This is a genomic window from Arthrobacter sp. MYb224 (genome assembly GCF_002975455.1).
Taxonomy (GTDB): Bacteria; Actinomycetota; Actinomycetes; order Actinomycetales; family Micrococcaceae; genus Glutamicibacter.
Genome location: NZ_PCPU01000004.1, coordinates 358,795 through 383,736, shown reverse-complemented (window position 1 = coordinate 383,736; position 24,942 = coordinate 358,795). Strand labels below are relative to the sequence as shown.

At 63.8% G+C, this 24,942-nt stretch carries 19 protein-coding genes; 11 read left to right on the top strand and 8 right to left on the bottom strand.

All coding sequences use genetic code 11. The annotated features are described in order from the left end of the window. The first annotated feature begins 247 nt into the window (after positions 1-247). The 5 genes from ureC to CQ017_RS10315 are packed head-to-tail and all read left to right on the top strand — an operon-like array spanning position 248 to position 4,691. Positions 248-1,960, top strand: a complete 1,713-nt coding sequence (ureC, locus tag CQ017_RS10335) for an urease subunit alpha (protein ID WP_105553627.1) — start codon at positions 248-250, stop codon at positions 1,958-1,960. Positions 1,961-1,995: 35 nt separating this feature from the next. Next, positions 1,996-2,469: an urease accessory protein UreE gene (ureE, locus tag CQ017_RS10330; protein WP_105553626.1), complete on the top strand. Its 474-nt coding sequence runs from the start codon at positions 1,996-1,998 to the stop codon at positions 2,467-2,469. Further along, positions 2,450-3,145: an urease accessory protein UreF gene (locus CQ017_RS10325; RefSeq protein WP_105553625.1), complete on the top strand. Its 696-nt coding sequence runs from the start codon at positions 2,450-2,452 to the stop codon at positions 3,143-3,145. The genes ureE and CQ017_RS10325 overlap by 20 nt, the downstream gene beginning before the upstream one ends. A 47-nt stretch (positions 3,146-3,192) precedes the next feature. Next, on the top strand, positions 3,193-3,804 hold the full coding sequence (gene ureG, locus CQ017_RS10320; protein ID WP_105553624.1) for an urease accessory protein UreG: 612 nt from the start codon (positions 3,193-3,195) through the stop codon (positions 3,802-3,804). Beyond that, entirely contained in the window at positions 3,804-4,691 is an 888-nt protein-coding gene (locus CQ017_RS10315) for an urease accessory protein UreD (protein ID WP_258133583.1), read from the top strand. Before ureG ends, CQ017_RS10315 begins: the two co-directional genes overlap by 1 nt. A gap of 12 nt (positions 4,692-4,703) precedes the next feature. Here the strand turns inward: CQ017_RS10315 and CQ017_RS10310 are convergent, their stop codons facing one another. The 5 genes from CQ017_RS10310 to CQ017_RS10290 form a co-directional block, all read right to left on the bottom strand. Next, positions 4,704-5,687, bottom strand: coding sequence for a diaminopimelate dehydrogenase (locus CQ017_RS10310; RefSeq protein ID WP_105553623.1), 984 nt, complete (start codon positions 5,685-5,687; stop codon positions 4,704-4,706). A 199-nt stretch (positions 5,688-5,886) separates the two neighbouring features. After that, on the bottom strand, positions 5,887-6,603 hold the full coding sequence (locus CQ017_RS10305; protein ID WP_105553622.1) for an ATP-binding cassette domain-containing protein: 717 nt from the start codon (positions 6,601-6,603) through the stop codon (positions 5,887-5,889). After that, positions 6,600-8,153 (bottom strand): ABC transporter permease subunit, encoded by a 1,554-nt coding sequence (locus CQ017_RS10300; protein ID WP_105553621.1) that lies wholly within the window; start codon positions 8,151-8,153, stop codon positions 6,600-6,602. Before CQ017_RS10300 ends, CQ017_RS10305 begins: the two co-directional genes overlap by 4 nt. After that, complete coding sequence (locus CQ017_RS10295) at positions 8,146-9,168, bottom strand: ABC transporter permease (protein WP_258133582.1); 1,023 nt, start codon at positions 9,166-9,168, stop codon at positions 8,146-8,148. Before CQ017_RS10295 ends, CQ017_RS10300 begins: the two co-directional genes overlap by 8 nt. Further along, on the bottom strand, positions 9,150-10,733 hold the full coding sequence (locus CQ017_RS10290; protein ID WP_258133581.1) for an ABC transporter substrate-binding protein: 1,584 nt from the start codon (positions 10,731-10,733) through the stop codon (positions 9,150-9,152). The genes CQ017_RS10295 and CQ017_RS10290 overlap by 19 nt, the downstream gene beginning before the upstream one ends. Positions 10,734-10,885: 152 nt before the next feature. On the opposite strand from CQ017_RS10290, the gene CQ017_RS10285 reads away from it, so the two are divergent. Next, positions 10,886-11,245, top strand: coding sequence for a helix-turn-helix transcriptional regulator (locus CQ017_RS10285; RefSeq protein ID WP_105553619.1), 360 nt, complete (start codon positions 10,886-10,888; stop codon positions 11,243-11,245). 52 nt (positions 11,246-11,297) lie between these two features. On the opposite strand, the gene CQ017_RS10280 is transcribed toward CQ017_RS10285, so the two are convergent. Next, the gene (locus CQ017_RS10280; RefSeq protein WP_105553618.1) at positions 11,298-11,963 is read right to left on the bottom strand and encodes a GntR family transcriptional regulator; all 666 of its coding nucleotides are present in this window, start codon (positions 11,961-11,963) and stop codon (positions 11,298-11,300) included. A gap of 127 nt (positions 11,964-12,090) precedes the next feature. Here CQ017_RS10280 and CQ017_RS10275 point away from each other — a divergent pair, with 127 nt between their 5' ends. Next, a complete protein-coding gene (locus tag CQ017_RS10275; protein ID WP_105553617.1) occupies positions 12,091-14,925 on the top strand; it encodes an FAD-binding and (Fe-S)-binding domain-containing protein in 2,835 nt (944 codons plus the stop codon). On the opposite strand, the gene CQ017_RS10270 is transcribed toward CQ017_RS10275, so the two are convergent. Continuing rightward, positions 14,922-16,118, bottom strand: coding sequence for a CynX/NimT family MFS transporter (locus CQ017_RS10270; RefSeq protein ID WP_105553616.1), 1,197 nt, complete (start codon positions 16,116-16,118; stop codon positions 14,922-14,924). The two genes, CQ017_RS10275 and CQ017_RS10270, sit on opposite strands and share 4 nt — an antisense overlap. Before the next feature lie 1,077 nt (positions 16,119-17,195). Here CQ017_RS10270 and CQ017_RS10265 point away from each other — a divergent pair. Beyond that, positions 17,196-17,996, top strand: coding sequence for a carbon-nitrogen hydrolase family protein (locus CQ017_RS10265; protein WP_105553615.1), 801 nt, complete (start codon positions 17,196-17,198; stop codon positions 17,994-17,996). On the opposite strand, the gene CQ017_RS10260 is transcribed toward CQ017_RS10265, so the two are convergent. Further along, positions 17,993-19,603 carry a PucR family transcriptional regulator gene (locus tag CQ017_RS10260; protein WP_181150532.1) on the bottom strand — a complete coding sequence of 537 codons (1,611 nt, stop codon included), beginning with the start codon at positions 19,601-19,603 and terminating at the stop codon, positions 17,993-17,995. The genes CQ017_RS10265 and CQ017_RS10260 overlap by 4 nt on opposite strands. A 97-nt stretch (positions 19,604-19,700) precedes the next feature. Between CQ017_RS10260 and CQ017_RS10255 the strand changes: the two genes are divergently transcribed. From CQ017_RS10255 to CQ017_RS10245, 3 genes are all read left to right on the top strand, one after another. Beyond that, positions 19,701-21,182: an amino acid permease gene (locus CQ017_RS10255; protein WP_105553613.1), complete on the top strand. Its 1,482-nt coding sequence runs from the start codon at positions 19,701-19,703 to the stop codon at positions 21,180-21,182. 126 nt (positions 21,183-21,308) lie between these two features. Further along, complete coding sequence (locus CQ017_RS10250; RefSeq protein WP_105553685.1) at positions 21,309-22,979, top strand: NAD(P)/FAD-dependent oxidoreductase; 1,671 nt, start codon at positions 21,309-21,311, stop codon at positions 22,977-22,979. 230 nt (positions 22,980-23,209) lie between these two features. Beyond that, positions 23,210-24,862: a thiamine pyrophosphate-binding protein gene (locus CQ017_RS10245; RefSeq protein WP_105553612.1), complete on the top strand. Its 1,653-nt coding sequence runs from the start codon at positions 23,210-23,212 to the stop codon at positions 24,860-24,862. Positions 24,863-24,942: the final 80 nt, after the last annotated feature.

Here is a 24,942-nt window from a genome sequence, read left to right as displayed (position 1 = left end):
GACGCACCGTCCCGGTTGTCGAAACCGACGCTATTGGTGGTTCCGCGGGTATCGACCCGATCGTCGAGGCCGATCTGGTCGAGGATTACGATATCGATCTGCCCAACAAGAGCGAAGAAACAATTGGTTTCCACACCACCTTCGGCGTGGACCCGGTGGACGAGAGCTTGCCGCCCAAGCCGCATAAGGTCCGGCAGGCCGAGAAATCGCAGACGCCAGGCCCGGACGAAGAGCAGGAGAGCTAAAGATGAGCTTCGAACTCAGCCGCAAGCAATATGCGGAAATGTACGGGCCTACCACCGGCGACGCCATCCGCCTGGCAGACACCGAACTTATCCTTGAAATTGAAAAGGACTACACCACCTACGGCGAGGAAGTCGTCTTCGGCGGCGGCAAGGTCATCCGCGACGGCATGGGTCAAAACGGACGGTTGACCCGTGACCAGGATGTGCCCGATACGGTGATCACCAACGTCGTTGTGCTGGACTACACCGGCATCTACAAGGCGGATGTGGCCCTGCGCGATGGGCATATCTTCAAGATCGGCAAGGCCGGCAACCCGGATATTTCCGATGGCGTGGACATCGTCATCGGCGCGGCCACCGACATCATCGCCGGCGAGCACAAGATCCTCACCGCCGGGGCCATCGATACCCATATCCACTTCGTCTCCCCGGACCAGGTTCCGGTGGCCTTATCCGCCGGCACCACCACGCTCATCGGTGGCGGAGCGGGCCCCTCGGACGCTTCCAAGGCCACCACGGTTACCCCCGGACCTTGGCATATCTCCCGGATGCTGCAGGCGGTGGAGAACCTGCCGATCAACATCGGTTTGCTCGGCAAGGGCCACGCCAGCGACCGTGCGCCGCTCGCCGAACAGGTACGCGCCGGGGTGATCGGGTTGAAGATCCACGAGGACTGGGGCGCCACCACCTCATCCATCGACAACTCGCTGAAGGTTGCCGACGAATTCGACGTGCAGGTGGCCATCCATGCCGATACGCTCAACGAATGCGGCTTCGTGGAAGACACCATCGCGGCCATTGCCGGACGGGTGATCCACACCTTCCACACCGAAGGCGCCGGCGGCGGCCACGCCCCGGACATCATCCGCATGGCGGGGCTGCCCAACGTGCTTCCGGCATCCACCAACCCGACGCTTCCCTACACCAACAACACGGTGGACGAGCACCTGGACATGCTGATGGTCGCGCACCACCTGAATGCCGATATTCCCGAGGATGTGGCCTTCGCCGACTCGCGGATCCGCCCGGAGACCATCGCCGCCGAAGACGTGCTGCACGATATGGGCGTTTTCTCGATTACCTCCTCGGATTCCCAGGCCATGGGCCGGGTGGGAGAGGTCGTCTTGCGCACCTGGCAGGTAGCCGACGCGATGAAACGCCAGCGCGGCAAGCTGGAGGGCGACGGCGTGGTGGGGGACAACTTCCGGCTCAAGCGCTACGTCGCGAAGTACACGATCAACCCGGCCATTGCCCACGGCATTGCAGATTCCATCGGCAGCGTCGAGGAAGGCAAATTCGCCGACCTGGTCCTCTGGGATCCGGCATTTTTCGGGGTCAAGCCGGAGATGATCATCAAGGGCGGACAGATCATCCAGTCGGTGATGGGAGATGCGAACGGGTCCATCCCCACCCCGCAGCCGCGCACCATGCGGATGAACTTCGGTGCCTTGGGCACCGCGGTGCAGGCATCATCGATCACCTTCCTGTCCAAGGCGGCCATCGACGAGGGCGTGCCCGAGCGGTTGCGCCTGCGCAAGGTGATCCGCGCCTGCCAAGGAATCCGCGAGCTGTCCAAGTCGGATCTGAAATATAACAGCGGGACCCCGGAGATCCTGGTTGACCCGCAGACCTACCAGGTCACCGTGGACGGTGAGCTGGCCACCTGCGAACCTTCAGAGGTTCTGCCGATGGCTCAGCGCTATTTCCTGTTCTAGGCCGTTTGCGGCCCGGCAAATTCTAGAGGAGAACTATGATCATTGAACAACTTGTGGGCAATGTCCACGAGCTGCCGGCCGAGCGGTACGCCGGCCGGCACCACGAAAAGGTGGTGCTGCCCAGCTCCGCGCTGGTCAAGAGGATTCAACGCGTCACCAGCGACCACAACCGGGAACTGGGGATCCGGCTGGCCCCCGGCCCGGACCTGCGGGACGGGGACATCCTGTACCTTTCGGATACCGAAATGATCACCGTGTCGGTGTTGCCCACCGACGTGCTGGTGATCGCCCCGCGCAGCATCCTGGAAATGGGGCAGGTCGCCCACGCGCTGGGCAACCGCCACCTGCAGGCGCAGTTCTTCGGCGAAGAATCCGAATACGCGGCGCAGGTGATGGTGGTCCAGTACGACCACACCGTGTCCGACTTCCTGGAGCACCAGCAAACCCCGTACAACCGGCAAGAACGCGTGATGCCGGTACCGTTCCGCCATGCCGAACACACCCACTAGCGCATCGCACCTGCTGACCCTGATGCAGCTTTCCGACTCGGCATTGCCCACCGGGGCATTCAGCCACTCCTTCGGGATGGAAAGCTATCTGGCGGACGGAGGGGTGCATGACGAGGAGAGCTTCGCCAAGTGGGTGGAGCTGTTCCTCACCCAATCGCTGAGCTACACCGACGGGCTGGTGGTGCGCCTGGCCCACGAGGCGATGAGCCCGGAGCGGATCATGGAGTTGGACGCGATGATCCACGCCGCGGCATTGCCGCGGCAGCTGCGCGAAGCCGCCGTCAAAATGGGCAAGCGGATGCTCGCGGTGGCCAGCGTCGTCTCTCCGAGCGAGGAACTCGAAGGCTATGTGCAGGCGGTTGAATCCGGGCGCTGCGCCGGGCATCCGGGGATCGCCTTCGCGCTCGGTGCCCGCGCGGCCGGAGCCCCGGTGGCGGACACCGTGAACAGCTATCTGTTCTCCACCGTCACGAGCCTGACGCAGAACGCCATCCGCGCGATCCCGCTGGGCCAGAATGCGGGCCAACGGGTACTGCGCGCCATGCACGAACCGGTGACGCGCTCCGTGGCGAAGATCTTCAGCCTTGATGACGGAGACCTGGGCGCCGCGATCCCTGGCCTGGAGATCGCGCAAATGCGACATGAGCACCTGCGCGCCCGCATGTTCATGTCTTAGTACACCGGCCGCCGATTGGCGGCCCCAATAATTTGAGGAGCACAACAATGGAACCAATCCGCATTGGCGTCGGAGGCCCGGTCGGGGCCGGCAAAACCCAGCTCATCGAGCGCATCACCCGCGCGCTGGATGGCGAGATCTCCATGGCCGCCATCACCAACGACATCTACACCATCGAGGACGCCAAGATCCTGGCCGCCAACGGGGTGCTGCCGCTGGATCGGATCGTCGGGATCGAGACCGGAGGCTGCCCGCACACCGCCATCCGCGAGGATACCTCGATGAACTCTGCGGCCATCGAGGAGCTGAAGGCCAAGCACCCCGATCTGCAGATCATCTTCGTGGAATCCGGGGGAGACAACCTCTCGGCCACATTCTCTCCGGAGCTGGTGGATTTCTCCATCTACATCATCGACGTGGCCCAGGGCGAGAAGATCCCGCGCAAGGCCGGGCAGGGCATGATCAAATCCGACCTGTTCATCATCAACAAGACCGATCTGGCCCCATACGTCGGAGCCGATTTGTCGGTGATGGAGTCGGACTCCAAGCAGTTCCGCGCGGACAAGCCATTTTGCTTCACGAACCTGAAAACCGATGAAGGCCTGGAGCAGGTTATTGGCTGGTTGCGCCGCGACGTGCTGATGACGGATCTGGGCTAGTGGCCGCTCCCACCGCGCGCCGCGCGTCGGCGCTGGCTCCCACTCCGTTCACCGGCCGGCTGGTCGGGGAGCTGCGGCTGCGCATCGGCCGGCGTTCGGGCAAGGACATCGCCACCGCGCAGTACCATCAGGGTGCCTTGCGGGTGCTGCGTCCGCACTACCTGGATGACAGCGCGCAGGTCTGCTACACCATCGTGAACCCCGGCGGCGGGTACCTGGGGGCCGATCGCTACGGCATCGAGGTGGAGGTGGAAGCCGGCAGCAGCCTGCTGCTGACCACGCAGTCGGCCACCAAGGTCTACCGCACCCCGCAGGGCGAGGCCAGCCAGGAGATGCTGGTGCGCTTGGGATCCGGTGCGGTACTTGAATACCTGCCCGACCAGCTGATCGCCTACCGGGATGCCAGCTACCGCCAGGAACTGGTGGTGGATATGGCGGCCGATGCCTCGTTGGTGCAGTTCGAGATCCTCACCCCGGGGTGGAGCCCGGACGGCACGCTCTTCCGCTATGACCAGTTGCGGCTTCGCACGCAGGTGCGGGTGGAGGGGAAGCTGGCGGTGCTGGACAACCTCTGGGTGCAGCCGGGGGAACAGTCGCTCGACTCGCAGCTCTACCTCCAGCAAGCTACCCACGTGGGCATGCTGTTGGCGGTGGATGCGCGCATCGACGCGGCGCTGGTGGAGCAACTGCGCGAGGTCGCCTACCGGATTGCCGGGCAGCAGCGCCAAGCGGTGCACGTGGGCGTCTCGCAGACGCCCACCGCCGGGGTGGCCGTGCGCACGCTTGGCACCTCGACCGAGTCCGCCACCGCGGTGATGCTGGGCATCGTCAACGAGCTGCGTGCGCGCTTGCGCGGCCAGGGGCCGGTGAACCTGCGCAAGTACTAGCGCAGGTTGGGTTTAGAGCATGTCCGCGCGCAGCTGTGCCGCGGAGCGTGGCGAAAGCAGCCCCGGGGCCACATCGAAGACGGTCTGCGCGCCGGTGGTACCGGCGCGGTTCATGCGGTGCACCGCGCGGGCATAGGCCACCAGCACGCTGGAGGTGAACTCCGGGTTGGAGCCGAGCGCCAGCGAGTACTCGATAACCTGCTTCTGCGCGTCGCTGGTAGTGCCCGAACGGATCACGAATCCGCCGTGCGGCATGTCCGAGTGCTCGGCCGCCAGCTGCTGCGCGTCGATGAAGTGCACGGTGGTGTCATACTGGTCGAAATAGTGCTCCATGCTCACGATTGCCTGGCGCACGGTGTTCTCATCTGCGCCGTCTTCAAGGACCACGAAGCATTCGCGCTGGTGCTTCTCGCGGGTGCTCAGGCTCGGGCGCAGCCCGGCGCGCACCTGCTCGATCGCCTCGGGGCTGGGGATGGTGTACTGCACGCCGGCGGCGACTCCGGGCACGCGGCGCACCGCGTCGGAATGTCCCTGGCTCAGCCCGCGGCCCCAGAAGGTGTAGGTTTCCCCGTCCGGCAGCAGGGCTTCGCCATAGACCCGGTTGATGGAGAACATGCCCGGATCCCAACCGGCGGAGATGAGCGCGGTCTTGCCCGCGGCCTTCGCCGGAGCGTCCACGGACTCGTAGTACTCCGGGATGCGCGCGTGGGTGTCGAAGCTGTCCACGGTGTTGAACAGCGCCGCCAGCCGCGGGCCCTGTTCGGGCAAGTCGGATTTGGAACCGCCGCAGAGGATCAGCACGTCGATATCGTCGACGTGCTCGGCCAAGACGTCAACCGAGTAGCGCGCGGCTGGCTGGGCCAGTTCGAGGCTCTGCGGGTCGCGGCGGCTGTAGACACCGACCAGTTCCATATCCTGGTTCTTGGAAATTGCGGCCTGCACGCCGCGGCCGAGGTTGCCATAGCCGGCTATGCCAATACGGATTTTCGAAGACATTAGAATCACAGTCCCTTGATCTGGCTTGAGAGCCGCGGTCATTGGCCGGCAGGAGGTGGCTCACTGGCCGGAGAAGAAGTGGCGAAAGGCGCCGGTGGCCAAGCGCCACCACTTGGGATTATTCCAAAGAAGCAAGCGGAACCCTAAACACCGGACTCGCAGGCTAAATAGTGGGTCAAAGAGACCGATTGGCGCCGCTTCACACGAGGTCTGGTGCTCCCGGTGCTTTCCGGGCAGCGGCTAAAGGTGGCATAAATGAGCCGGGGAAGTCCAGTACCCGGTCGCAAATCGCGTGCAGGCCGACGGCGTCGTGCGAGGCCAGCAGCACCGCCGAACCTGCCGCCGCCTGCGCCGTGAGCAGCCGCAAGATCGTTGCCTTGGTCTGCTCATCGAGTTGCGCGGTCGGTTCGTCGCACACCAGGACCCAAGGGTCCAGGCTCAGCGCGCGCGCCAGCAGCACCCGCTGGAGCTGGCCATCGGAAACCTCCGCCGCGCGGCGTTGCAGCAATCCCGGGTCGAGCTCGACGCGCAGGCATAGCCGGTGCAATTGGTCGCGGTAGCGTTCGGGGCGGACCTTGATCGCGCCGTCGGCGAAGGCCAGCGGGGCCGCCAACAGGGCACCTAGACGTTGTCGGGGATCGGTGGCCGCGCGCGGGGACTGGGGCACGATGCCAATTTTGGTGCGGATTTCCAGCGGCGCCGGGCGGCGCGGGTCCACCGGTTGCCCGGCGACCACTACCCGCCCGCTGGCGGGGGACTTCAGCAACGCCGCAATGTTGAGCATGGTGCTTTTCCCGGCCCCGGAGTCCCCTCGGATACCCACTACTTCGCCCCGCTCGATTCGCAGATTCACCCCGCGAAGCAGCTGCGGCGCACTCGGATATCCAGAGCAGACGTCGACTAATTCCAGGCTCATTGGATCTTCTCCTGCCGCGTTTCTATGCTGCGCGCCACGCGGCCGTCTTGCACCACGCTCACCTCGTCCGCCAGCTCGGCGGCAAGTTCCAGATCATGGGTGACCATGACAACGGTGCGGCCCGCACGGGCCAGACCCTGCAGCACCTCGCCAAGCTGCTGCCGGCTCGCCGGGTCCAAGGCCGAGGTCGGTTCGTCGAGGAGAATCAGTTGCGCGTCGCCGAGCAATGCCAAGCCAAGCAGCACGCGTTGGGCCTGGCCGCCGGAGAGCTCATGCGGAAAGCGCATGCGCAATTGCGCATCCAGTCCGACCCGTTCCAAGGCCTGGCCCACCGCCTTGGCGGAGCTGCCGCGGCGCTGCCGGCGCAATTCGCGTCGCATCGTGGCGCCCACGGTGCGCACCGGATTGAGCGCGGTGGCCGCGGACCCCGGAACGAAGGCCAACCGCCCGCCGGTGGCATGAGGCGTGGTTCCCAACTGCAGCCGTGCCCCATGCAGAAACAGGGAACCGGTGGCCTGCAGCGCAGGCGGAAGCACCCCTGCCATGGCTCGCAGCAGCATGGTTTTGCCGACGCCGGAAGGCCCGAGGATGACGTTGACGCGTCCGGTTTTTGCCTGGTAGTTCAGCTCGTGCAGGATCTCGGTGCGCACCCCGGCCTTGGACTCGGACCAGAGCCGCAGGTCCCGGACCTCAATGGCGGGCTGGTTCGCTGCGGTGGGTGCGGATCCCCCGGAAGCGTTCTGCGGTGCCGGCCGCCGAGTCCGGGATCGCGAAACCGATTCGTGGGCCAGTGCGGAGAGCGCCGCGCTGAGCAGCACCAGCAAGCCCGCGGGGATCACCAGCAGCCACCAGGCTCCGGAGAGCACCCCGCCGCGGGCGTCTTCCAGGATGAGCCCCAAGGACGCCGCCTGCGGGGGCAGTCCCACGCCCAGGAAGGACAATGCCGATTCATGCCAGATGGCATGGGGCAGCTGCAGCACCAAGGCGATGGCAGCCTGGGGAGCTACCGCGGGGATCAGGTGATTTACCCAGATCGCCAGGGGCCGCGCGCCAGCCGCCCGGGACAGCGCCACATACTGTGATTCGCGTTCGCTGATTAAACGCGAACGGACAATGCGCGCGACCTGCGTCCAGTGCGTCAGCGCGATCGCGGCGACGATAGCCCACCACCGCCCGGGCCACATGGACAACACCACCACGCTCAGCAGCAGGTGCGGCACCGCGTTCAAGGTGTCCACCAGACGCATGGCGATCCGGTCGACGATTCCCCCTGCGTAGGCGGCCAGCACGCCGACTCCCACACCGATGAGCGTGGATGCGGCAGCGGAGGCCGCTGCCAGCAGCAGTGAGAGCCGCAGCGCCTGCGCCGAACGCACCCACAGGTCCCGTCCCAGCTGATCGGTGCCGAACAGGTGATCGAGGCCTGGCGGATGAAAGACGGCGCTGAGGTCTGCGCGGTGAACCGCCTGCGGGTTCAGCCACGGCACGCACACCGCATAGAGCACCAGCGCGCCAACTATGAGTCCGGCGGAAAGCTGTCGTCTAGACATCGCGCACCCGCGGATCCGCCAGGACGTAACCGGCGTCGGCCAACGCGTTGCCGGCAAAAACCATCAGGCAGGAACAAGCGGTGACGGCCGCGAGCAGGGCAAAATCTCCCGCCACCGCTGCATCGATGACGGCCGAGGCGATGCCCGGCCAGGCGAATACGCTCTCCACGAGGAGCGCCCCGGTGACTAGCTCGCCCAACCTGCTGCCCACCACGGTCAAAAAAGGCAGGGCCGCAACCGGCAATACCTCGTGGCGCAGGATCTGCGCTTCGGATACCCCGCGCCCACGCGCGGCGAGTATCGCATCCGATTCGAGGACCTCGAACATTGAGCTGCGCAGGTTCAGCAGCAGCCAGGGCAGGAGGCTCACGGCCAGGACCATCGCCGGAAGGATCAGATGCACCAGCATGGTGCCGGCGGTCGGGGCCGCTCCGGCCGAGGAGACCCCGCCGGCGGGCATGCCCAATCCCAACGCAAAGATTGCGATGGCGATCAAGGCCAGGACGAAGGGTGGCAGCGCCTGGGCAGACTGCGCGAAGAGCACCACCGCCCGGTCCAGGACGCCCGCTCGGTGCCGTGCGGCCAGCCAGGCCAGCAGCAGAGAAGCCACGACCGCGAGCAGCAAACCGGTCAGGGTTAGCAGCGCGGTATAGGGCAACCGTTCAAGCAGTACCTCGCGCACCGGTTGCGCATAGAGCCGGGAGAATCCCCAGTCGCCGTGCACGGCGTCTACTGCCCAGCGCCACCACATGAGGAACCAAGGGGTGTCCAGCCCCAGCTGTTCGTTCAGCGCTTCGCGCTGGGTGGCATCGGTGCGTACGTAGCGCGAGCCGAGATAGTTGGCTAACGGGTTGAAAGGAGCAACAGAGGCCAGCCAGAACACCAGGGCGGTGATGCCCGCGGTGACCGGCAGGGCCAGGAGCAACCGGCGCACGAGGATGCCTGAGGCGGTGCGCACCCGTAGCCGTTGGCCACCTGGCTGCCCGCGGCGCCGTGTCATTGCTTGCGGGTCCATTCATGGATTTTTGCCCAAGGGCCCCAGGTGGTTCCGTGGTCGTGGGGTTCCAGGAGCAGCGAGGAGGTATTCCAGTGTTCGCTGACGTCGCTGCGCTGCACGTAGGTGTGGTCCAGGAAGGCGAGCAGGAGCATGGAAGGCTGCTGAACGTAGCGCTGCTGAACCTTCCGGTAGGCCGCGGACCGCGCGTCCGGGTCCAGATTGGTGCGTCCGATATGCAGCTGTTCGTCCATCTCCGAGTCGGCATACCGGCTGGGGTTGTCATAGTAGGCCCCGGCTTCCGGGTAGGAGGAATGGAGCATTTTATAGAGTTGGGTATCAACGTCGTAGGGGTCGTCGCCACCGCCGAGCATGATGGCATCTTGGGTGCTGCGTGGCTCGGCCTCGTCAAAGGTCGCTGCCCGAACATCCACCGTGATGCCGAATTCGGCTAGTTGCGCTGCCACAGCCAGGGAGAGGTCGCGGCGCAAGGTGTCTCCCGGGTTGTACAGCACGGTGAATGCCGCCTCGGCCCCGTCCTTGCTGCGAACCCCGTGCTCCGACTCGACCCAACCGGACTTGTCGAGCAAGGCGGCGGCGCGTTCCGGGTCATGCGCGAAGGTCGCCTTCGCCGCATAATTCCGGCCGTATTCGGGGGAAACGAAGGTATATGCCGGCCGGCCGCTGCCATCGAGCACGGCGTCGATCAGCTGCTCGCGGTCGACCGCGAGGTTCAGCGCCAGCCGTACCTCGGGCTCTGAGGTGAACGGATGCTCCGCGGGCAGGGAGATGCCGCGCCAGTCCGCCGAGGTAGCGGTGAGCACCTCGTAGCCTGCGCGGCCGGCAAAGCTGTGGGCCAGCCGCGGAGGCAGCACCGTGCCGGTGAATCCTCCCGTGGCCAATCGTTGGCTCCGGGCGTTGTCATCGGGCGCCGCCTCGTAGATCACCGGGGAGGCCTGGACCGGACCGGTGCGGTAATTCGGATTGGCGGTGAGCACCAGCTGCGCAGAGGAGAAATTCTCCACGACATACGGCCCGGTGCCAACCGGCGTGCGGCTGAGTGCCGATTCGGCGACCGGTTTTGCCGGGTCGACGAGATCTGCCGGGGCGATGCCGATCAGCAGCGAGGTCTTGAAGGACACCTGCGCTTCCTTGAGCTTAAAGCGCACGGTATGTTCGTTGGGCGCGGAGACGGACTCCAGATTCTCCAAGCTGCCGGCAAGGGGCGAGGCGGTTCGCGGATCGAGGATCGCCTTGTAGCTGGCCACGACGTCTTGGGCGTCGAAGGTGGTGCCGTCGCTGAACTTGATGTCTTGGCTTAGCGAGATATCCCAAACCAGAGAGTCGGCGGAAATTTTTGGTTCTTTGGCCGCCAAGAGGGGCACGAGATTCGGAAGCTGATCCTGTTCGCCTTCGAGGGTGAACAGCGACTCGTTGATTTTCCCTAGGCCGTAGCTGTCGAAGCCGGCCAGCGGATTCAGGGTTTCTGGCAGCGCCGCGGTGAGCAGGGAGATGGGTTGCTCATCAGCAGCCTGTCCGCTGGCAGGCTGGCAGCCGGCGGTGAATAAGATCAGCGGAAGCGTCAAGAAGGCGATAACGCGGCTGCGGCTGTTTGGCGTACGCAGGGAGGATCCTTTCGCTACTCTAGGGTTGGGGGGGATATGTTCACAGGATACATGTGTCCAGCCGAACAGGTGTCACGCCGCGGGGACCGAAATTCGGGGGAGGAAGCGAATAGATGGAAAGCAAGCGCAGCCAGATCGCTGCCGATGCGGTCAACGATGCCCAACGACGCATTTCCCAGTGGGCAGAGGTGTTTTCCCTCTGCGCCGATCCGACCCGAATAAAAATACTCTTCGCCATTCATGCAGCCCCGGATTCCTCGGTGAGTCAGCTCGCTGCGGCGGCGGGGCTCAGCGCGAATACCGTCACCCAGGCCTTGGCGACACTGCAGCGGGCGCAGGTAGTTCAATCCACGCCTGACGGGCGTTTCCGGCGCTGGCGGCTAGTTCACGCAGGAGTTCACCAACTCCTGCACCAGATGGATGCGCCGCATTCCGAATTGCACCCCGAACACCTGCCGCCGCAAGCCGAATAAGCACTCGCATCGGCGTCCTCCGGCGGCGCTCGCCGGAAAGGCGGCCAGGCACTTACTTGGCGGTCTGCTGGATATGGTCCAGATGCGCCTCGAGCTTGTTGCTGGCGCGGCTGAGGTGATCGGCCAAGGTGCTGGCGGCCCCCTGCGCGTCATGGGCCTCGATCTGCTTCAGGAGCTTTTGATGCTCCGCGGCTATATCTTTGGTGCTTAGCAGCGTGGCATCCTGCACGTGCGTCATGCACAACCGAATCTCGTCACTGAGCTGGGCATAGCTTGCGCTGGTGCGTTGTGAGCCCAAGGCATTGACCAGCGCAGAATGGAATCTGACATCGGGTTCCACGATCTGCACCGGTGAGGCATTGGATAGCGCGGTGATTTGCGCGTTGGCCTCATATGCTGCCGGTGGAACATGCCCGGTAGTTGCAAGCAGTCGCACCGCTTCGGCTTCGATGATTGCGCGCGTCCGGTAGATGTCTCGGGCGTCGGCCGAATTCAGCACGGTGACCCGGGCGCTCTGATGCGCGTTGCGGGTCAAGAGCCCGCTGGCCACCAAGTTTTCGAGTGCCGCCTTCGCGGTGGGTCTCGCCACGGTGTAATGCGCGGCGACGTCCACCTCGCTCAGCGCAGTGCCGGGGGTCAGTTCGCCAGCGAAAATTCTGCTCCGCAGATCATTGATGATCGCCTGGACTACCGAGACGACACCGAGCCTTGCGGGCATGGAATTCCTTTCAAGAAACTTGCTGACCCCTCGAGTATCCCACGAAAGGCACTAACATAGCATGTGTACTTGTTAGACAATTTTCTTATTCGGTAGGCTGGGCCTACCAACCGCACAGGAGCGCATCATGGCATTGAGCACGCCGGCACTCGGCGAAACCAAGGTTTCGCCGAGCATCCTTGACTTGGTCGCCGAGCCCGACCGCGTCAAAACCACGTCAATCGACCGGGTGGCATACGCCTCCGACGCTTCGCACTACCTCTACACCCCGCAGGCGGTGATCATCGCCAAGGACGCAGTCGAGGTTTCGCAGCTTCTTGCGGCCAGCATGCGCGCCGGTCAGCCGGTAACGCTTCGCTCCGGCGGCACCTCGCTCGCCGGCCAGGCGAGCGGTGACGGGTTGATGCTCGACGTGCGTCGAAACTTCCGCGGCATCACGGTGCTTGATCAGGGCAAGCGCGTGCGTGTGCAGCCCGGCGCGACGGTGCGTCAGGTCAATGCGCGGCTCTCGGCATACGGCTTCAAGCTTGGGCCAGACCCGGCCAGCGAGGCGGCCTGCACCATTGGCGGCGTGATCGCCAACAACTCGTCGGGCATGGCATGCGGTACCGAGTTCAACACCTACCGCACGCTGGAATCGATGACCTTTGTGCTTCCCAGCGGCACCATGATCGACACCGCTGCCCCGGATGCCGATGCCAAACTGGCCGCTGCCGAGCCGGAACTTGTCGCCACCCTCGAGCGCTTGCGGGACCGCGTGCGCGGAAATAAGGATTCCGTGGCGCTGATCGAAAAGCACTTTGCCCTGAAGAACACCATGGGCTACGGCATCAATTCCTTCTTGGACCACCAGACGCCGGCGGATCTGCTCGCGCACCTGATTATCGGCTCCGAGGGCACCTTGGCTTTTGTCGCCGAGGCGGTCTTCCGGACCGTGCCGATTCGCAAGCTCGCGATCGCCACCCTGGCGGTCTTTGATTCCTTGGATCTGGCAACTCGCGCGCTACCGGATTTGCTGGACTCGGGCGCGGCGACTCTGGAGCTCATGGACTCCACCTCGCTGCGCGTGGGCCAGAGCCTGCCCGGGGTGCCCGAGGCAATTATGGGCTTCGAAGTCAACGCCCAAGCAGCCCTGCTCGTGGAGTACCATGCGGACTCGGACGAGGAGCTTGCCGGGCTGCAAGGTGATGGGCAGCGCCTGCTGGACGCGGCGTCGCTTCGCGCCCCGGCCATGCTTTCGGCCGACGCGGTGAACCGCCAGGCCGCGTGGAAGTTCCGCAAGGGACTCTATGCGTCGGTGGCTGGCGCACGCGTTTCGGGAACAACCGCGTTGCTCGAAGATGTTGCGGTGCCCGTTGCCTCGTTGGCCGAAACCTGCGGAAGCCTGCAGGAGCTCTTCGACGAGTACGAGTATGAAGATTCGGTGATCTTCGGCCACGCCAAGGATGGAAATATCCACTTCATGCTCACCGACCGCTTCGAGGGCGAGAGCGCGTTGAACCGCTACAACGCCTTTAACGACAAGATGGTCGACCTGGTGCTCTCCAAGGGCGGCAACCTGAAGGCCGAGCACGGCACCGGGCGCGCCATGGCACCCTTCGTCCGACGCCAGTACGGCGATGAGCTCTACGAAGTCATGGTTCAGCTCAAGGCTGCCTGCGACCCACGGCTGATGCTCAACCCGGGGGTCATCATCGATGAAGACCACGCAGCCCACATCCGCAACATCAAGCTGAACGAGACCATCGAGGTTGAAGCCGACCGCTGCGTTGAGTGCGGTTACTGCGAGCCCGTCTGCCCATCCAAGGACCTGACGCTGACCCCACGCCAGCGCATCGCAGTGCGCCGCGCGATCGCCAAGGCCGAGGCCGAAGGCAACCAGGAGCTCGCCGCAGAGCTCGAGCGCGACTTCGCATACTCCGCGGTGGAGACCTGCGCGGTGGACGGCATGTGCGTCACCGCCTGCCCGGTGCAGATCAATACCGGCCTGCTGGTCAAGCGTCTGCGCCGCGAGGATGCGAACCCGGCGATGGCGGCCGGGTTCAAGGCCTCGGCCAAGGGCTGGGGCGCGGCAACTCGCGTCGGCTCGGTGGCGTTGAGCGTCGCAGACAAGTTCCCGGCGTCGCTGGTCCGTGGCGCCACCGACGTGGCCCGCAAGGTCGTGGGCAACGACACCATGCCGCGCTATGACGCAGATCTGCCGGCCGGCGGCAAGGCGCGCAAGCCGCTGACGGGAAATCTTGGTGCCGCGGGTACCGAGCCAAGCGCCATCTACCTGCCTGCCTGCGTGAACTCGATGTTCGGCCCTGGCGGCGAAGGGCAGGGGGTGGCTCCGGCCTTCGAACAGCTGCTGCAGCAGGCAGGCATTTCGGTGCTGGTTCCGGAAGGCATCGAATCGATGTGCTGCGGTACCCCATGGAGCTCGAAGGGCTACGAGGACGGGCATGCGGTGATGGCCCAACGCGTGCTCGATCAAGTCCACGCCGCCCAGCCGGCGTTTAGGCTACCGGTAATTTCCGATGCAACCAGCTGCACCGAGGGCTTCGCGCATACCTTGGAAGAGCACGGCTTTGAGGTAGTCGACCTGCTGGCCTTCACCTCGCGGCACCTGCTGGACAAGCTCCCGCAAGCCAAGCGGATCGATTCGCTGACCCTGCACCCCACCTGTTCGTCAACGCAGATGGGCCTGAACGGTGATCTGCAGCAGGTCGCCGAAGCGGTCGCGGAAACCGTGCACGTTCCGGTGAATTGGGGTTGCTGCGCCTTTGCCGGAGACCGCGGCATGCTGCACCCGGAGCTAACCGCCTCGGCCACCGCACGCGAAGCCGCCGAGGTGCGCGAGCTGGACGCCAGCGCCCACGCCTCGTGCAACCGCACCTGCGAGCTGGGCATGAGCCGGGCTACCGGCAAGGACTACCGCCATGTAATTGAACTGCTGGCGCAAGGCACCGGGACCGCTTAGCCGCGCGCGACGAGGCGGACCGCGGACAAGGTGCCGATGGCGAAGACCAGGGTTGCGGCCAGCACCAGAGCCAGCGGTGCGTCCCAGCCCCCGGTGGTGGTATTGAGCCACCCGGCCAACGGCGGAGCGATGGTAGCCGCGACATAGCCTCCGCCCTGGATTCGAGCGGAGGCGGAGGCCGCCTGCGCATTTGTGCTGGTTATCCGCGGGATAAGCGAGAAGATCGCGGTGAACCCTCCACCCTGGGCGACTCCGCCGATCACCGAGAATGCAATGTAGGCCTCTGGTGCGGCCAGCAATCCCAAGGGCAGTGCAATCCAGCAGATGGCTACGACGAGCGCCGGAACCCAGGGGCCGGTGCGGGCGGCCAGCAGCGGAACGCCCAAGGCGCCCACCACCGCGGCGATCTGGAACAGCGAAGCGCTAGCGGCCGAGGAAGCAAGGGAAAGCCCCGCGGTTTCGGCCAGCAGCAACGGAAGCCAGGTGGTGGTCGCGTAGTAGGCGGCGGATTGGCCGCAGAAACCGAAGACCAGCAGGGCGGTCACCTTGCGGTTGCGGGATCTCGCGGCAACCAGCATCGCGGCGTCGGCTTCGGTCGTGGGCCGTTTGGGAGCAGGCTCGTCCGGCAACTCGGCGGACGTGGCGCCCGCGCGGCGCATCCGGAGAAGCAGCAGCCAGAAAACCAGCCCCAAGGCGGTGACAACCGTCCATCCGGCGATCGCGATGCGCCAGCCGAAAGCGGCCGCGAGCGGGGCGGTCCCGAGCAAGGTCACCATGGAACCGACATTCATGGCCGCGGAATACACGCCCGTCGCCACCGGGGCCCGCCGCCACGGCACGTCGCGGCGAATGATGACCGGAACTACGATGTTTCCCAAGGTTATCGCCGCGCCGATCAGCACCGTGCCAGCCAGCAGGAGCGGGGCAGAGCCCAGCGAGCGGATTATCGTCCCGACCAGCACGCCGACCAAGCACAAGATGACGGTGGCCTCGGCGCCGAAACGGCGTATGGTGCCGGTTGCCAGAGGCGTCGCGATGGCGAAAAGTAAAACCGGCAGACCCGTGAGCAATCCGGCTCCGGCGGCGCTGAGCCCGGTGTCGGATTGGATGTCGGCCATGACCGCGGTGGGTGAGATGATCGGCGCACGCAGGCTCAGCGCCAAAATGGCGATTCCGGCGATGACCCAGAGCAAGGCCCAATTCTTCTTGGCTGGGTTGCGATGCGTGGCGATCTCCTTAAGTACACGAGTCGGGGCTCACCTCAAACCCTAGAGCAGAAACGCTAGTGGGTCGGTTATTCCTAAATATGACGCAACAACACGAGGCCCCTTCTGCCCGCAGAGATCGCCCTCTGCCATCCGTGGTAACACAAGAGTTCGGCGCCAGCGGCAAATAGGTCGAGCGCCTTCGCAGATTTCGAAGGCGCTCGAGTATTCGACCCTCGCGGGAGGAAACAGAAAGCTTCTGTGGCTACCCAGCATTTGCCCCCAAAATAATGCAGATGCTGGGGCGCTGGCCACCTATGCGAGAATGGGCTGGAGACGACGTTAATCGATCTACCAGAACTAACGACACCGCAACAACTTGAAACTTCTAGCTACAACGATTTTAGCCAGCTAGCCGCTGCATCGGCAAGCGAAATGGTGGCGTTCGTACGAATCTGAGCAAGGTGAACAAGTGTGAAAAACCTGTATGATCAGGTCAAATAACACATTCTTGTTTTGGAATATATATAGAGGCATATCGGCCCGGGCTCACTCAGGGTGAAATGTCTTCCACGAAATGATCAAAGCTGACGGCCGGCTCCTACAATTAATTCACTAGGCGGAACAAATTACCGTGCGAAAACGAGGACCGTCGATGCGCCGGATTTCAAGGGGAAGCCCTGAAATCTGCGTTCGCCCTTGGCTGGCGTCGCAGGCGACTTGCGGCAATTGCGTCCTGACCGCAATGCGGGCCGGTCGGAGCAATCCGGCGCTGGTTCGATACGCGGCACGAGTCCCGGTCATTTGCTTGCCGGGTGCCACGAAATACTGCTCTGGCTGCATGTAAATTCGGGTTGCCATTTGCGGCAAACCGCCTGAAGCGGTGGGCAATCTTGGAAAATTCCCTGGTTCGAAAGGCTCCCCAAGTGGCATCAGCCCGCTCCATGGGCATGAATGGCGGTTCAAATTATCCTGAATACCACCTTCTCGGTGCTATTCACCCCTGCGATTCCTCGGTGGCCAGCACGTAGTCTGTAATCACATACGGAGACTAGGGAGAATCGAATGCGGATCGCGGTACTGCAAGCCGAGGCAACGGTGCTGAATATTGAGTCCAACCTCGCCTTGCTTGAGGATGCCGCGGCCCGCGCCTCCTCCGGAGGAGCAAGTATCCTGCTAACCCCGGAGCTTTTCACCGTGGGCTATGCACCCAAGTTGCTCCGTGCCGGCCTTGAAGAATCGGTGCTTCCTTCGGTGGTTGAACGGCTTGCGCAGATCGCGGCGAAGCACAAGATTGCGCTGCTTTATTCGTTGCCGCAGCGCGGCGACACCGGATGGCACATCACCTCGACCTTCGTTGATGATTCCGGGAAGATGCTGGCGAACTACGTGAAGGTGCACTTATTCGGCACTGAAGAACTGCAAGCTTTTGTTCCGGGATCTTTGGCAGCCACGGTGCTCGACTACCGCGGGATACGGCTTGGGCTGGCCATCTGCTTCGACATCGAGTTCCCGGAAGTGGTCCGCGAAGCAGCCGTCCGCGGCGTTCAGCTCTTGCTGGTGCCCACTGCCTTGGGGGTGGGCTATGAGCGGGTGTGCACCACCTTGGTGCCCGCAAGGGCCATGGAAAACCAGTTGTATGTGGCTTACGCAAACCACACCGGAACGCAGAATGGATTTGCCCTGGCCGGGACCAGCGTCATTGCAGGACCGGACGGTGAGCTGCTGGCCGGTGGCGGGACCGAACCGGAGCTGCTCTTTGCTGATATCAAGCCGCGGCATATTGCCGAGGCGCAAGCCCGGGTCCCGTATTTGAACGCCTCGAGACCTGACCTGTACCGACAGTGGGCTCAGGAGCGCCCCTAACTGGTCTTGATAAACGACAACGCCAGCAGCAGCTCCATCCGAATCGTGGCCTCGGTGAGGTCCACGTGCAGCAGTTCGCCAATCGTGCCGATATGCCGACGCACCGAGTTCCGGTGCAAGCTGACGGTGCTGGCCGTCAGATCCCACGAGCCATTGGCGCCCAACCACGCCCGCAGTACCGCCAAATACAGATCTCGACGCGCAGCCGGGAGGGCCAAGACCCCGGCAAGCCGCTGCTCTGCCAACTGCATGCTCGCTTCCTGCGGAAGCAGCGACGCGAAGGTGCGCGGCAATTGTGCCGCGTCCAGGCTCCGGCGTTCTTCGAGAATTCGAGGGAGCAGGGCCTTGGCCTGGATCGCCAGATCCCCAAGTGAAGAACCAGCTCGCTCGTCCACCGCTGCTGGGTGGCTGAATGCGGCCAGGTAACCTGCGTCTTCGAGCCGTTTGAACAGGTGCGGGTTCGGGGCCGCTTGCGTAAGTGCCAGGAGCTGTTCGCCGGAGGAGGACACCAGCCTTGTTTCCAGCAAGGAACGCAATGTGGTGATGTGGTGGGCGAAATTGGATTCGGGATCCGGACTCTGCTGGGCGATGGCGGCCACACGGATCTGGCGTTGCGCACCACCGGTGCTCTGGATCAGCAGTCGCAGCTGCTGCTCATCGAGTGCGCTACGCGATCCCAGCAGCAGGCTGCTTGCAAGCTGCGTCGGGGCGAACGAACCTGAGACCTTCTGCCTAGCCACGACTTCCAGCAATCCGAGCGCGGTAGCCACCAGATTATGCTCCACGGCCGTGGGGGTCTGCGCAAAGCTTGCCTGCAGGACGCCCAGCAACGCCGCCTGGCGGCGCCCGGGGGCCACCGCGCGAATCGGGAATCCAAGATGCGTGCCCGTCGAGTCCTGAAGCAGCGCAAATTGTTGGCTGCCGTCGGACTGTGTGGCCTGCTCGTACAGCAGTTCAGTTACTTCGGAGGAGAGCGTGGGGCCGTCCGGAGCGCAGGCAGAATAGCGCAGCCGCAGGGTGCTGCCGAAGAGGCGGACCGTGCACTGGGCACGCTGCGAAAGCGTCGCCACGAGCTGCTGTTCGGGGTTTCGATCCGAGACGCAGCGGATGAGCGCACGGTTCGCTTCCGCATTATTGCGCAGCAGGGCCGCACCGTCGGCTTCCAGGAGCTTGGAAAAGGCGATGCCCACCGCGGCGAAGGGAAGGCTGGCCGGTATCTCCCACAGCGTCAGATTAAAGCGCTTGCAGGCTCGAATTACCGTTTTCGGGATCTCGGTGAAATAGGGTTCCAATCCGAAACCCAGGGCGCTGACCTTCGCTTCGGAAAGCCGGTGAATGAACTCATCCACCTTCTGCTGGTCTTCTTCGACGCCGACTAGGGGAAATCCGCTGGTGAGAATCAATTCGTTATCCAGCAGATAATCGGTTGGGTCATCCATATCGCTGGGTTCGACCCAGCGCAGGGGGAGATCCCCGGAATCGTGGACCACTCTCACCTCGCCCGGCAGCTGGCGGAGGAAACGGCCCATGCTCATCGTATTTCCGGGGAGCGCCGTGAAGTTTCGAGTCGATCCAGGCGCTTGCCCATTAGGTGCATTTTGTCCCATGTTCAATAATATTAGTTCAAAAACGCCTCCCCTGAGATGTGACTCACAGCCATAGGGTTGAGTTCGACAGAAAATTTCTCCCCAGTGAGGTTTCAGCATGAACAGCACCCTCGAAACGATTGATCGGCCAAGCACTGCCCTCGGGCCGCAGCTGCGCCGACGCAAGTCGATCAGCAGCATGCTTCGGGAAGCGGAGACGAATTCGGGACATGGCCAGCTGCGCCGTTCGCTCGGCGTGGTCCAACTGACCATGATCAGCATCGGTGCGACCATGGGTACCGGCATACTGGTGATCCTCGGTGCCACCGTGCCGATCGCCGGCCCGGCCATCTGGATCTCCTTCGTGATTGCCGGCGTGACGGCTCTGCTCTCGGCGGTCTCCTACGCCGAGATGGCGGGCATGGTCCCGGTGGCCGGATCGAGCTATTCGTATTCCTATGCGACCATGGGCGAAGGCATCGCCTGGATCTGCGGATGGTGCCTCGTGCTCGAATACGCGGTCTCGGTAGCCGCGGTGGCAGTCGGCGCCGGTGAATACGTGAACGAGACGCTGCGGGCCTTCGGCCTGGAACTGCCCACCGCGCTGGCTGGCGGACCGGCCGAGGGCGGCGTGGCAAACCTGCCTGCACTGATCGTCGTGGTGCTGGCGACGCTGCTGCTGGTGCGCGGCGCCAAGGAATCCGCCTGGGTCAACACGGTGGTTGTCATCATCAAGGCCAGCATCCTGCTGCTCTTCTGCGCGGTGGCATTCAGTGCGTTCAACGCAGGAAATTTCGAACCGCTCCTGCCGATGGGCGCCGCCGGAGTGACCGCGGCCGCTTCGACGGTGTTCTTCTCCTACATCGGATTCGATGCGGCGTCCACGGCCGGAGAGGAAGCGGTAAATCCCAAACGCGACATGCCGCGCGCCATCCTGTGGTCCATGCTGATCGTCACCATCACCTATGTGCTGGTAGCCGTCTCCGCTATTGGCGCACGCGAATGGAACTGGTTCGAGGGAACCGAAGCGGCGCTCGTGCAGATCATCGGTGAAGTAACCGGCCAGCCTTGGCTAGTGCTGCTCTTCGCGGTCGCCGCGGTGCTGGCCATAGCCTCCGTGGTGCTCACGGTGCTCTACGGGCAAACCAGGATTCTGCTGTCGATGTCCCGTGACGGACTGATTCCCAAGACCTTCGGCGAGATCTCTTCGCGTACCGGAACGCCGGTCCGCGGAACCCTCATTACCGGCTTCCTGGTCGCGGCCACCGCCGGCTTCATTCCCCTCGGTGCGCTGGCGGATGCCACCAGTATCGGTACGCTCTTCGCCTTTGCGCTGGTGGGCGTCTCGGTGATGTATCTGCGTCGCAGGCAGCCGCTGGCGCCGCGGACCTTCCGGGTGCCCTTCTACCCGCTAACCCCGATCCTCGGCGTTGCCGCCTGCGTGTTCCTGATGAGCCAGCTCGGACCTGACACCTGGTTCGTCTTCGGCATCTGGATGCTTGCAGGCATCGGCATCTACCTGGGCTACGGGCGCAGCCGCTCCCGGCTGGGCCAATTATCCAAGAAAGAATACATCGCCAGCCACATCGGCGAACAGTAGCAATTTTCCCTATACTCCAACTAATGGCACGAACCAAAGGAAACGCAGGACACTCCCATGAGCACTTTTGAGACCGCAGCTACCTCATCTTCCGGCACCGCGCCACAGACCGATGGCAGCATCAATATGCTCAATCCGGACTTTCCGTTCGGCTACGACCTCTTTCTGGCGCACCCCGACGGCCTGGGAAGCGTGCCGGCGGAGCTCTACGGCACCGAGGTGGCCGTCATTGGCGCCGGATTGTCGGGTTTGGTCACCGCGTATGAGCTGATGAAGATGGAGCTCAAGCCAGTGATCTTCGAAGCGGACGAAATTGGAGGCCGGCTGCGCACCGCCAGTTTCCAGGCAGCACCGCAGATCACCTGCGACCTTGGAGGGATGCGCTTCCCGGTGTCCAGCAAGGCGCTGTTCCACTACATCGACGAGCTGGGTCTGGAAACCTTCGATTTCCCGAACCCGCTGGCGGAGCCAACCGGTTCAACCGTCATAGAGCTCAAGGGCCAGAAGATCTATGTGGAAGACCCGGACGACCTGCCGGTCTTCTACCGTGAAGTGGCCGAGGCGTGGAAGCGTGCCCTGCAGGATGATGCCCAGTTCGAGCAGATGCAGCAGGCCATCAAAGCCCGCGATACCGCAAAGATCAAAAGCATCTGGAATGATCTGCTCGACGAATATGACGAGGAAAGCTTCTATGGATTCATCGCGAATTCCCGGGCCTTCAAGGAAGCCGGCTTTGAGCACCGCGAGGCCTTCGGCCAAGTCGGCTTCGGCTCCGGTGGCTGGGATACCGACTTTCCGAACTCCATCCTGGAAATTCTTCGTGTGGTGTACACGGATGCCGATGACAACCACCGGGGTCTGAGCGGCGGCGCCGCGAAACTCCCGCATGCCCTGTGGAACCACGGGCCACAGGAGCTGGCCCACTGGCCTGCGGGCACCTCGCTGGCCTCGCTGCATGGTGGCGCGCCGCGCGGGGCCGTGGCCGAGATTCGGCGCTCGCAACGGAAGGGTTTCGGCGGCGCCCAAGCGATCGAGGTGACCGAGCGCTTCGGCAGCAGCCGCACCTTCGGCGCGGTGGTCTCCACGGTGCAGTCCTGGCTGCTGTCCACCGGTATCAAAACCGAAGAGGGGCTATTCCCGGCAGAACTGTGGACCGCTATCGAGCGGAGCCATTATATGCAGTCATCCAAGACCTTCGTCATGGTAGATCGTCCGTTCTGGAAGGACCGCGATCCAGTCACCGGCGAGTACCTGATGTCCATGACGCTCACCGACCGGTTGAATCGTGCCACCTACCTCTTGGATAACGGCGAGGGCCAGCCGGCGGTCATTTTGCTCTCCTACACCTGGAATGACGACGCGCTGAAGTGGCTGTCGCTGCCTGCCGAACGCCGCATGGAACTCATGCTTCATTCGCTGGAGAAGATCTACCCGAAGCTGGACATCCGAAGCCACATCGTGGGTCAACCGATTACGGTTTCATGGGAGGCAGACCCGAACTTCATGGGTGCATTCAAGGCAAACCTGCCCGGGCACTACCGGTACCAGGAACGCCTGTATACGCACTTCGACCAGCGGGAGCTGCCCGCCGAACACCGCGGGATCTTCCTGGCTGGTGATGACGTGTCGTGGACTGCGGGGTGGGCCGAGGGCGCGGTGACCACAGGGCTGAACGCCGTTTGGGGTGTGCTCCAGCACCTCGGCGGCCAGGATGCCGCGCAAAATCCTGGCCCGGGCCAGTTCCTTGACGAGCTGGGGCCGATGAAGCTGAAAGACGCGGACGAACTGGTTTCCTGATTCGAGCGCCCGGGGATGAATCGTCCCCGGGCGCTCGGTGTCCCACCTCGTGGCAACGCCCGGCTCCAGCTAGCGCAATCGGTGTGGCATGGCCTATGCTGATTCCTGTCAGGAGCCGCCTCATAAGGCTCCGGCGCTCTCAAAAGGGGCGATACCCGTTGCCGAAAGCAACTGGTAACGGCAGACATATATGGAATTTTCTTTAGTTTTCTTCAGGAAAAGAGTCCATTATGTCCAGCGTTTCAGCTGCCATCGCCCATGCCCTTAAGCCGATTGCTCCACAGATCTTTGGTCTGATGGGCAACGGCAACGCACACTTCCTCGATGCCGCCGTTCGCGCAGGCTTTAGCTACACCGCCGTGCGCCACGAGTCCGCAACGGTGTCCGCCGCCGATGCCTACTTCAGGATTTCAAACCGCCTCGCTATCGCCTCGACCACGTACGGCGCAGGTTATACCAACGCCGTCACCGCCTTGGCCGAGGCTGCGGCGGCGCGCACTCCATTGCTGCTAGTCACCGGCGATGCGCCGACGACCGGTTTGCGCGGTTGGGACGTTGACCAGGCCGCCATCGACTCCGGTGTGCGGGCCGTGCGCTACGAGGTGGACCGGCACACCCCGGGCGCAACGGCTCTCGCCGCGGCCGCCCACGCGCTGCGCGAACAGATCCCGGTGGTTCTGTCCATCCCCTACGACCTCGCTGCGGCCCCAAGCCTCGAAGTTGAACTGCCCGAGTTCAACAGCTTCCGCAGTGTTCCTCCGGCGCCTGAACTCAATGCAACTCAACTACGGGCCATCACCGACCTGCTTTTGGCCGCCAAACGCCCGCACATCCTCTATGGTCGTGGAGCCATCGACGCGGCAGCGGGTATTGCCGAACTTGCCGAACGGCTAGGAGCCACCACCTCGGGAACCCTGCTGGCCCGCGACCTGTTGGACTACCCGTACGATCTGGGAATCACCGGTGGCTTCGCCACCGAACGAAACGCCGAAATCATCGAACAGGCCGATACCGTGCTGGTGCTCGGGGCCGGACTTAATCAGTTCACCATGCGCTTCGGGGAGCTGGTCAACGTCGGAGCACAGGTAGTGCAGATCGATCTTGCGGCCAGCGCCACGAGTCCGCGAGTGGATTACTTCGCCACCGGAGACGTCGCCGCCGCGGTTAAAGGTCTCCTGGGCACCGTGGGCGCCCAAGATTCGGGATGGGCCGGCTCGATAAACCTGGGCTCGGTCCGCGACCGCCCGCGGGGGGAGGAGCGCGCCGCGGACGGTCTGCTCGATCCGCGTCGAGTGGCCAGCGAACTGGAAGAGATCTTGCCCCAGAACCGGGTGCTGGTTCAGGACGGCGGGCACTTCATCGGTTGGGGGCCCATGTACTGGTCAACCTCCGGGGCGCGATCGCTGACCTGCGTAGGCACCGCTTATCAGTCCATTGGCTTAGGCATTGCATCCATGGTCGGCGCGGGGGCAGCGGCCGAAGGCCGCACCGTAGTGCTAGCCGCCGGAGACGGCGGATTCCTGATGGGCCTAGCCGATCTCGAATCGATCGTGCGCACCATCAGCAGCGGAGTCATCGTGATCTACAACGACTCAGCCTACGGAGCGGAGGTCCACCAATACGGATCCATTGGCCTGCACGAGGATCCAATGCTCATCCCAACGGTCGACTTCGCGGCACTCGCCACCGCGGTGGGCGCAACGGGCATTCGCATCGACTCGCTGGCCGATTTTTCCAAGGTTCGGCAGTGGGTAGATCAAGGGGCGAAGGGAATATGTCTGGTGGATGCGCGGATCTCACCGAACGTTCGGGCACCATATATGGAAGAAATACTGGTCGCGAACGCGCGGGCCGCCGCGGCGCAGGCATCACAATCCGATTAAGATGCTGGATTATGAGTGCTGATTCGGCGTAGGGTTGCAGAGTGCGCAAAGTCTTAGTAGGAACGGCAAGCCTAGGTTTG

Coding starts and splice junctions, on each gene's coding strand:
- ureC (WP_105553627.1), top strand. CDS start 248: ATGAGCTTCGAACTCAGCCGCAAGCAATATGCGGAAATGTACGGGCCT.
- ureE (WP_105553626.1), top strand. CDS start 1,996: ATGATCATTGAACAACTTGTGGGCAATGTCCACGAGCTGCCGGCCGAG.
- CQ017_RS10325 (WP_105553625.1), top strand. CDS start 2,450: ATGCCGAACACACCCACTAGCGCATCGCACCTGCTGACCCTGATGCAG.
- ureG (WP_105553624.1), top strand. CDS start 3,193: ATGGAACCAATCCGCATTGGCGTCGGAGGCCCGGTCGGGGCCGGCAAA.
- CQ017_RS10310 (WP_105553623.1), bottom strand. CDS start 5,687: ATGTCTTCGAAAATCCGTATTGGCATAGCCGGCTATGGCAACCTCGGC.
- CQ017_RS10305 (WP_105553622.1), bottom strand. CDS start 6,603: ATGAGCCTGGAATTAGTCGACGTCTGCTCTGGATATCCGAGTGCGCCG.
- CQ017_RS10300 (WP_105553621.1), bottom strand. CDS start 8,153: ATGTCTAGACGACAGCTTTCCGCCGGACTCATAGTTGGCGCGCTGGTG.
- CQ017_RS10295 (WP_258133582.1), bottom strand. CDS start 9,168: ATGGACCCGCAAGCAATGACACGGCGCCGCGGGCAGCCAGGTGGCCAA.
- CQ017_RS10285 (WP_105553619.1), top strand. CDS start 10,886: ATGGAAAGCAAGCGCAGCCAGATCGCTGCCGATGCGGTCAACGATGCC.
- CQ017_RS10280 (WP_105553618.1), bottom strand. CDS start 11,963: ATGCCCGCAAGGCTCGGTGTCGTCTCGGTAGTCCAGGCGATCATCAAT.
- CQ017_RS10275 (WP_105553617.1), top strand. CDS start 12,091: ATGGCATTGAGCACGCCGGCACTCGGCGAAACCAAGGTTTCGCCGAGC.
- CQ017_RS10265 (WP_105553615.1), top strand. CDS start 17,196: ATGCGGATCGCGGTACTGCAAGCCGAGGCAACGGTGCTGAATATTGAG.
- CQ017_RS10260 (WP_181150532.1), bottom strand. CDS start 19,603: ATGGGACAAAATGCACCTAATGGGCAAGCGCCTGGATCGACTCGAAAC.
- CQ017_RS10255 (WP_105553613.1), top strand. CDS start 19,701: ATGAACAGCACCCTCGAAACGATTGATCGGCCAAGCACTGCCCTCGGG.
- CQ017_RS10250 (WP_105553685.1), top strand. CDS start 21,309: ATGCTCAATCCGGACTTTCCGTTCGGCTACGACCTCTTTCTGGCGCAC.
- CQ017_RS10245 (WP_105553612.1), top strand. CDS start 23,210: ATGTCCAGCGTTTCAGCTGCCATCGCCCATGCCCTTAAGCCGATTGCT.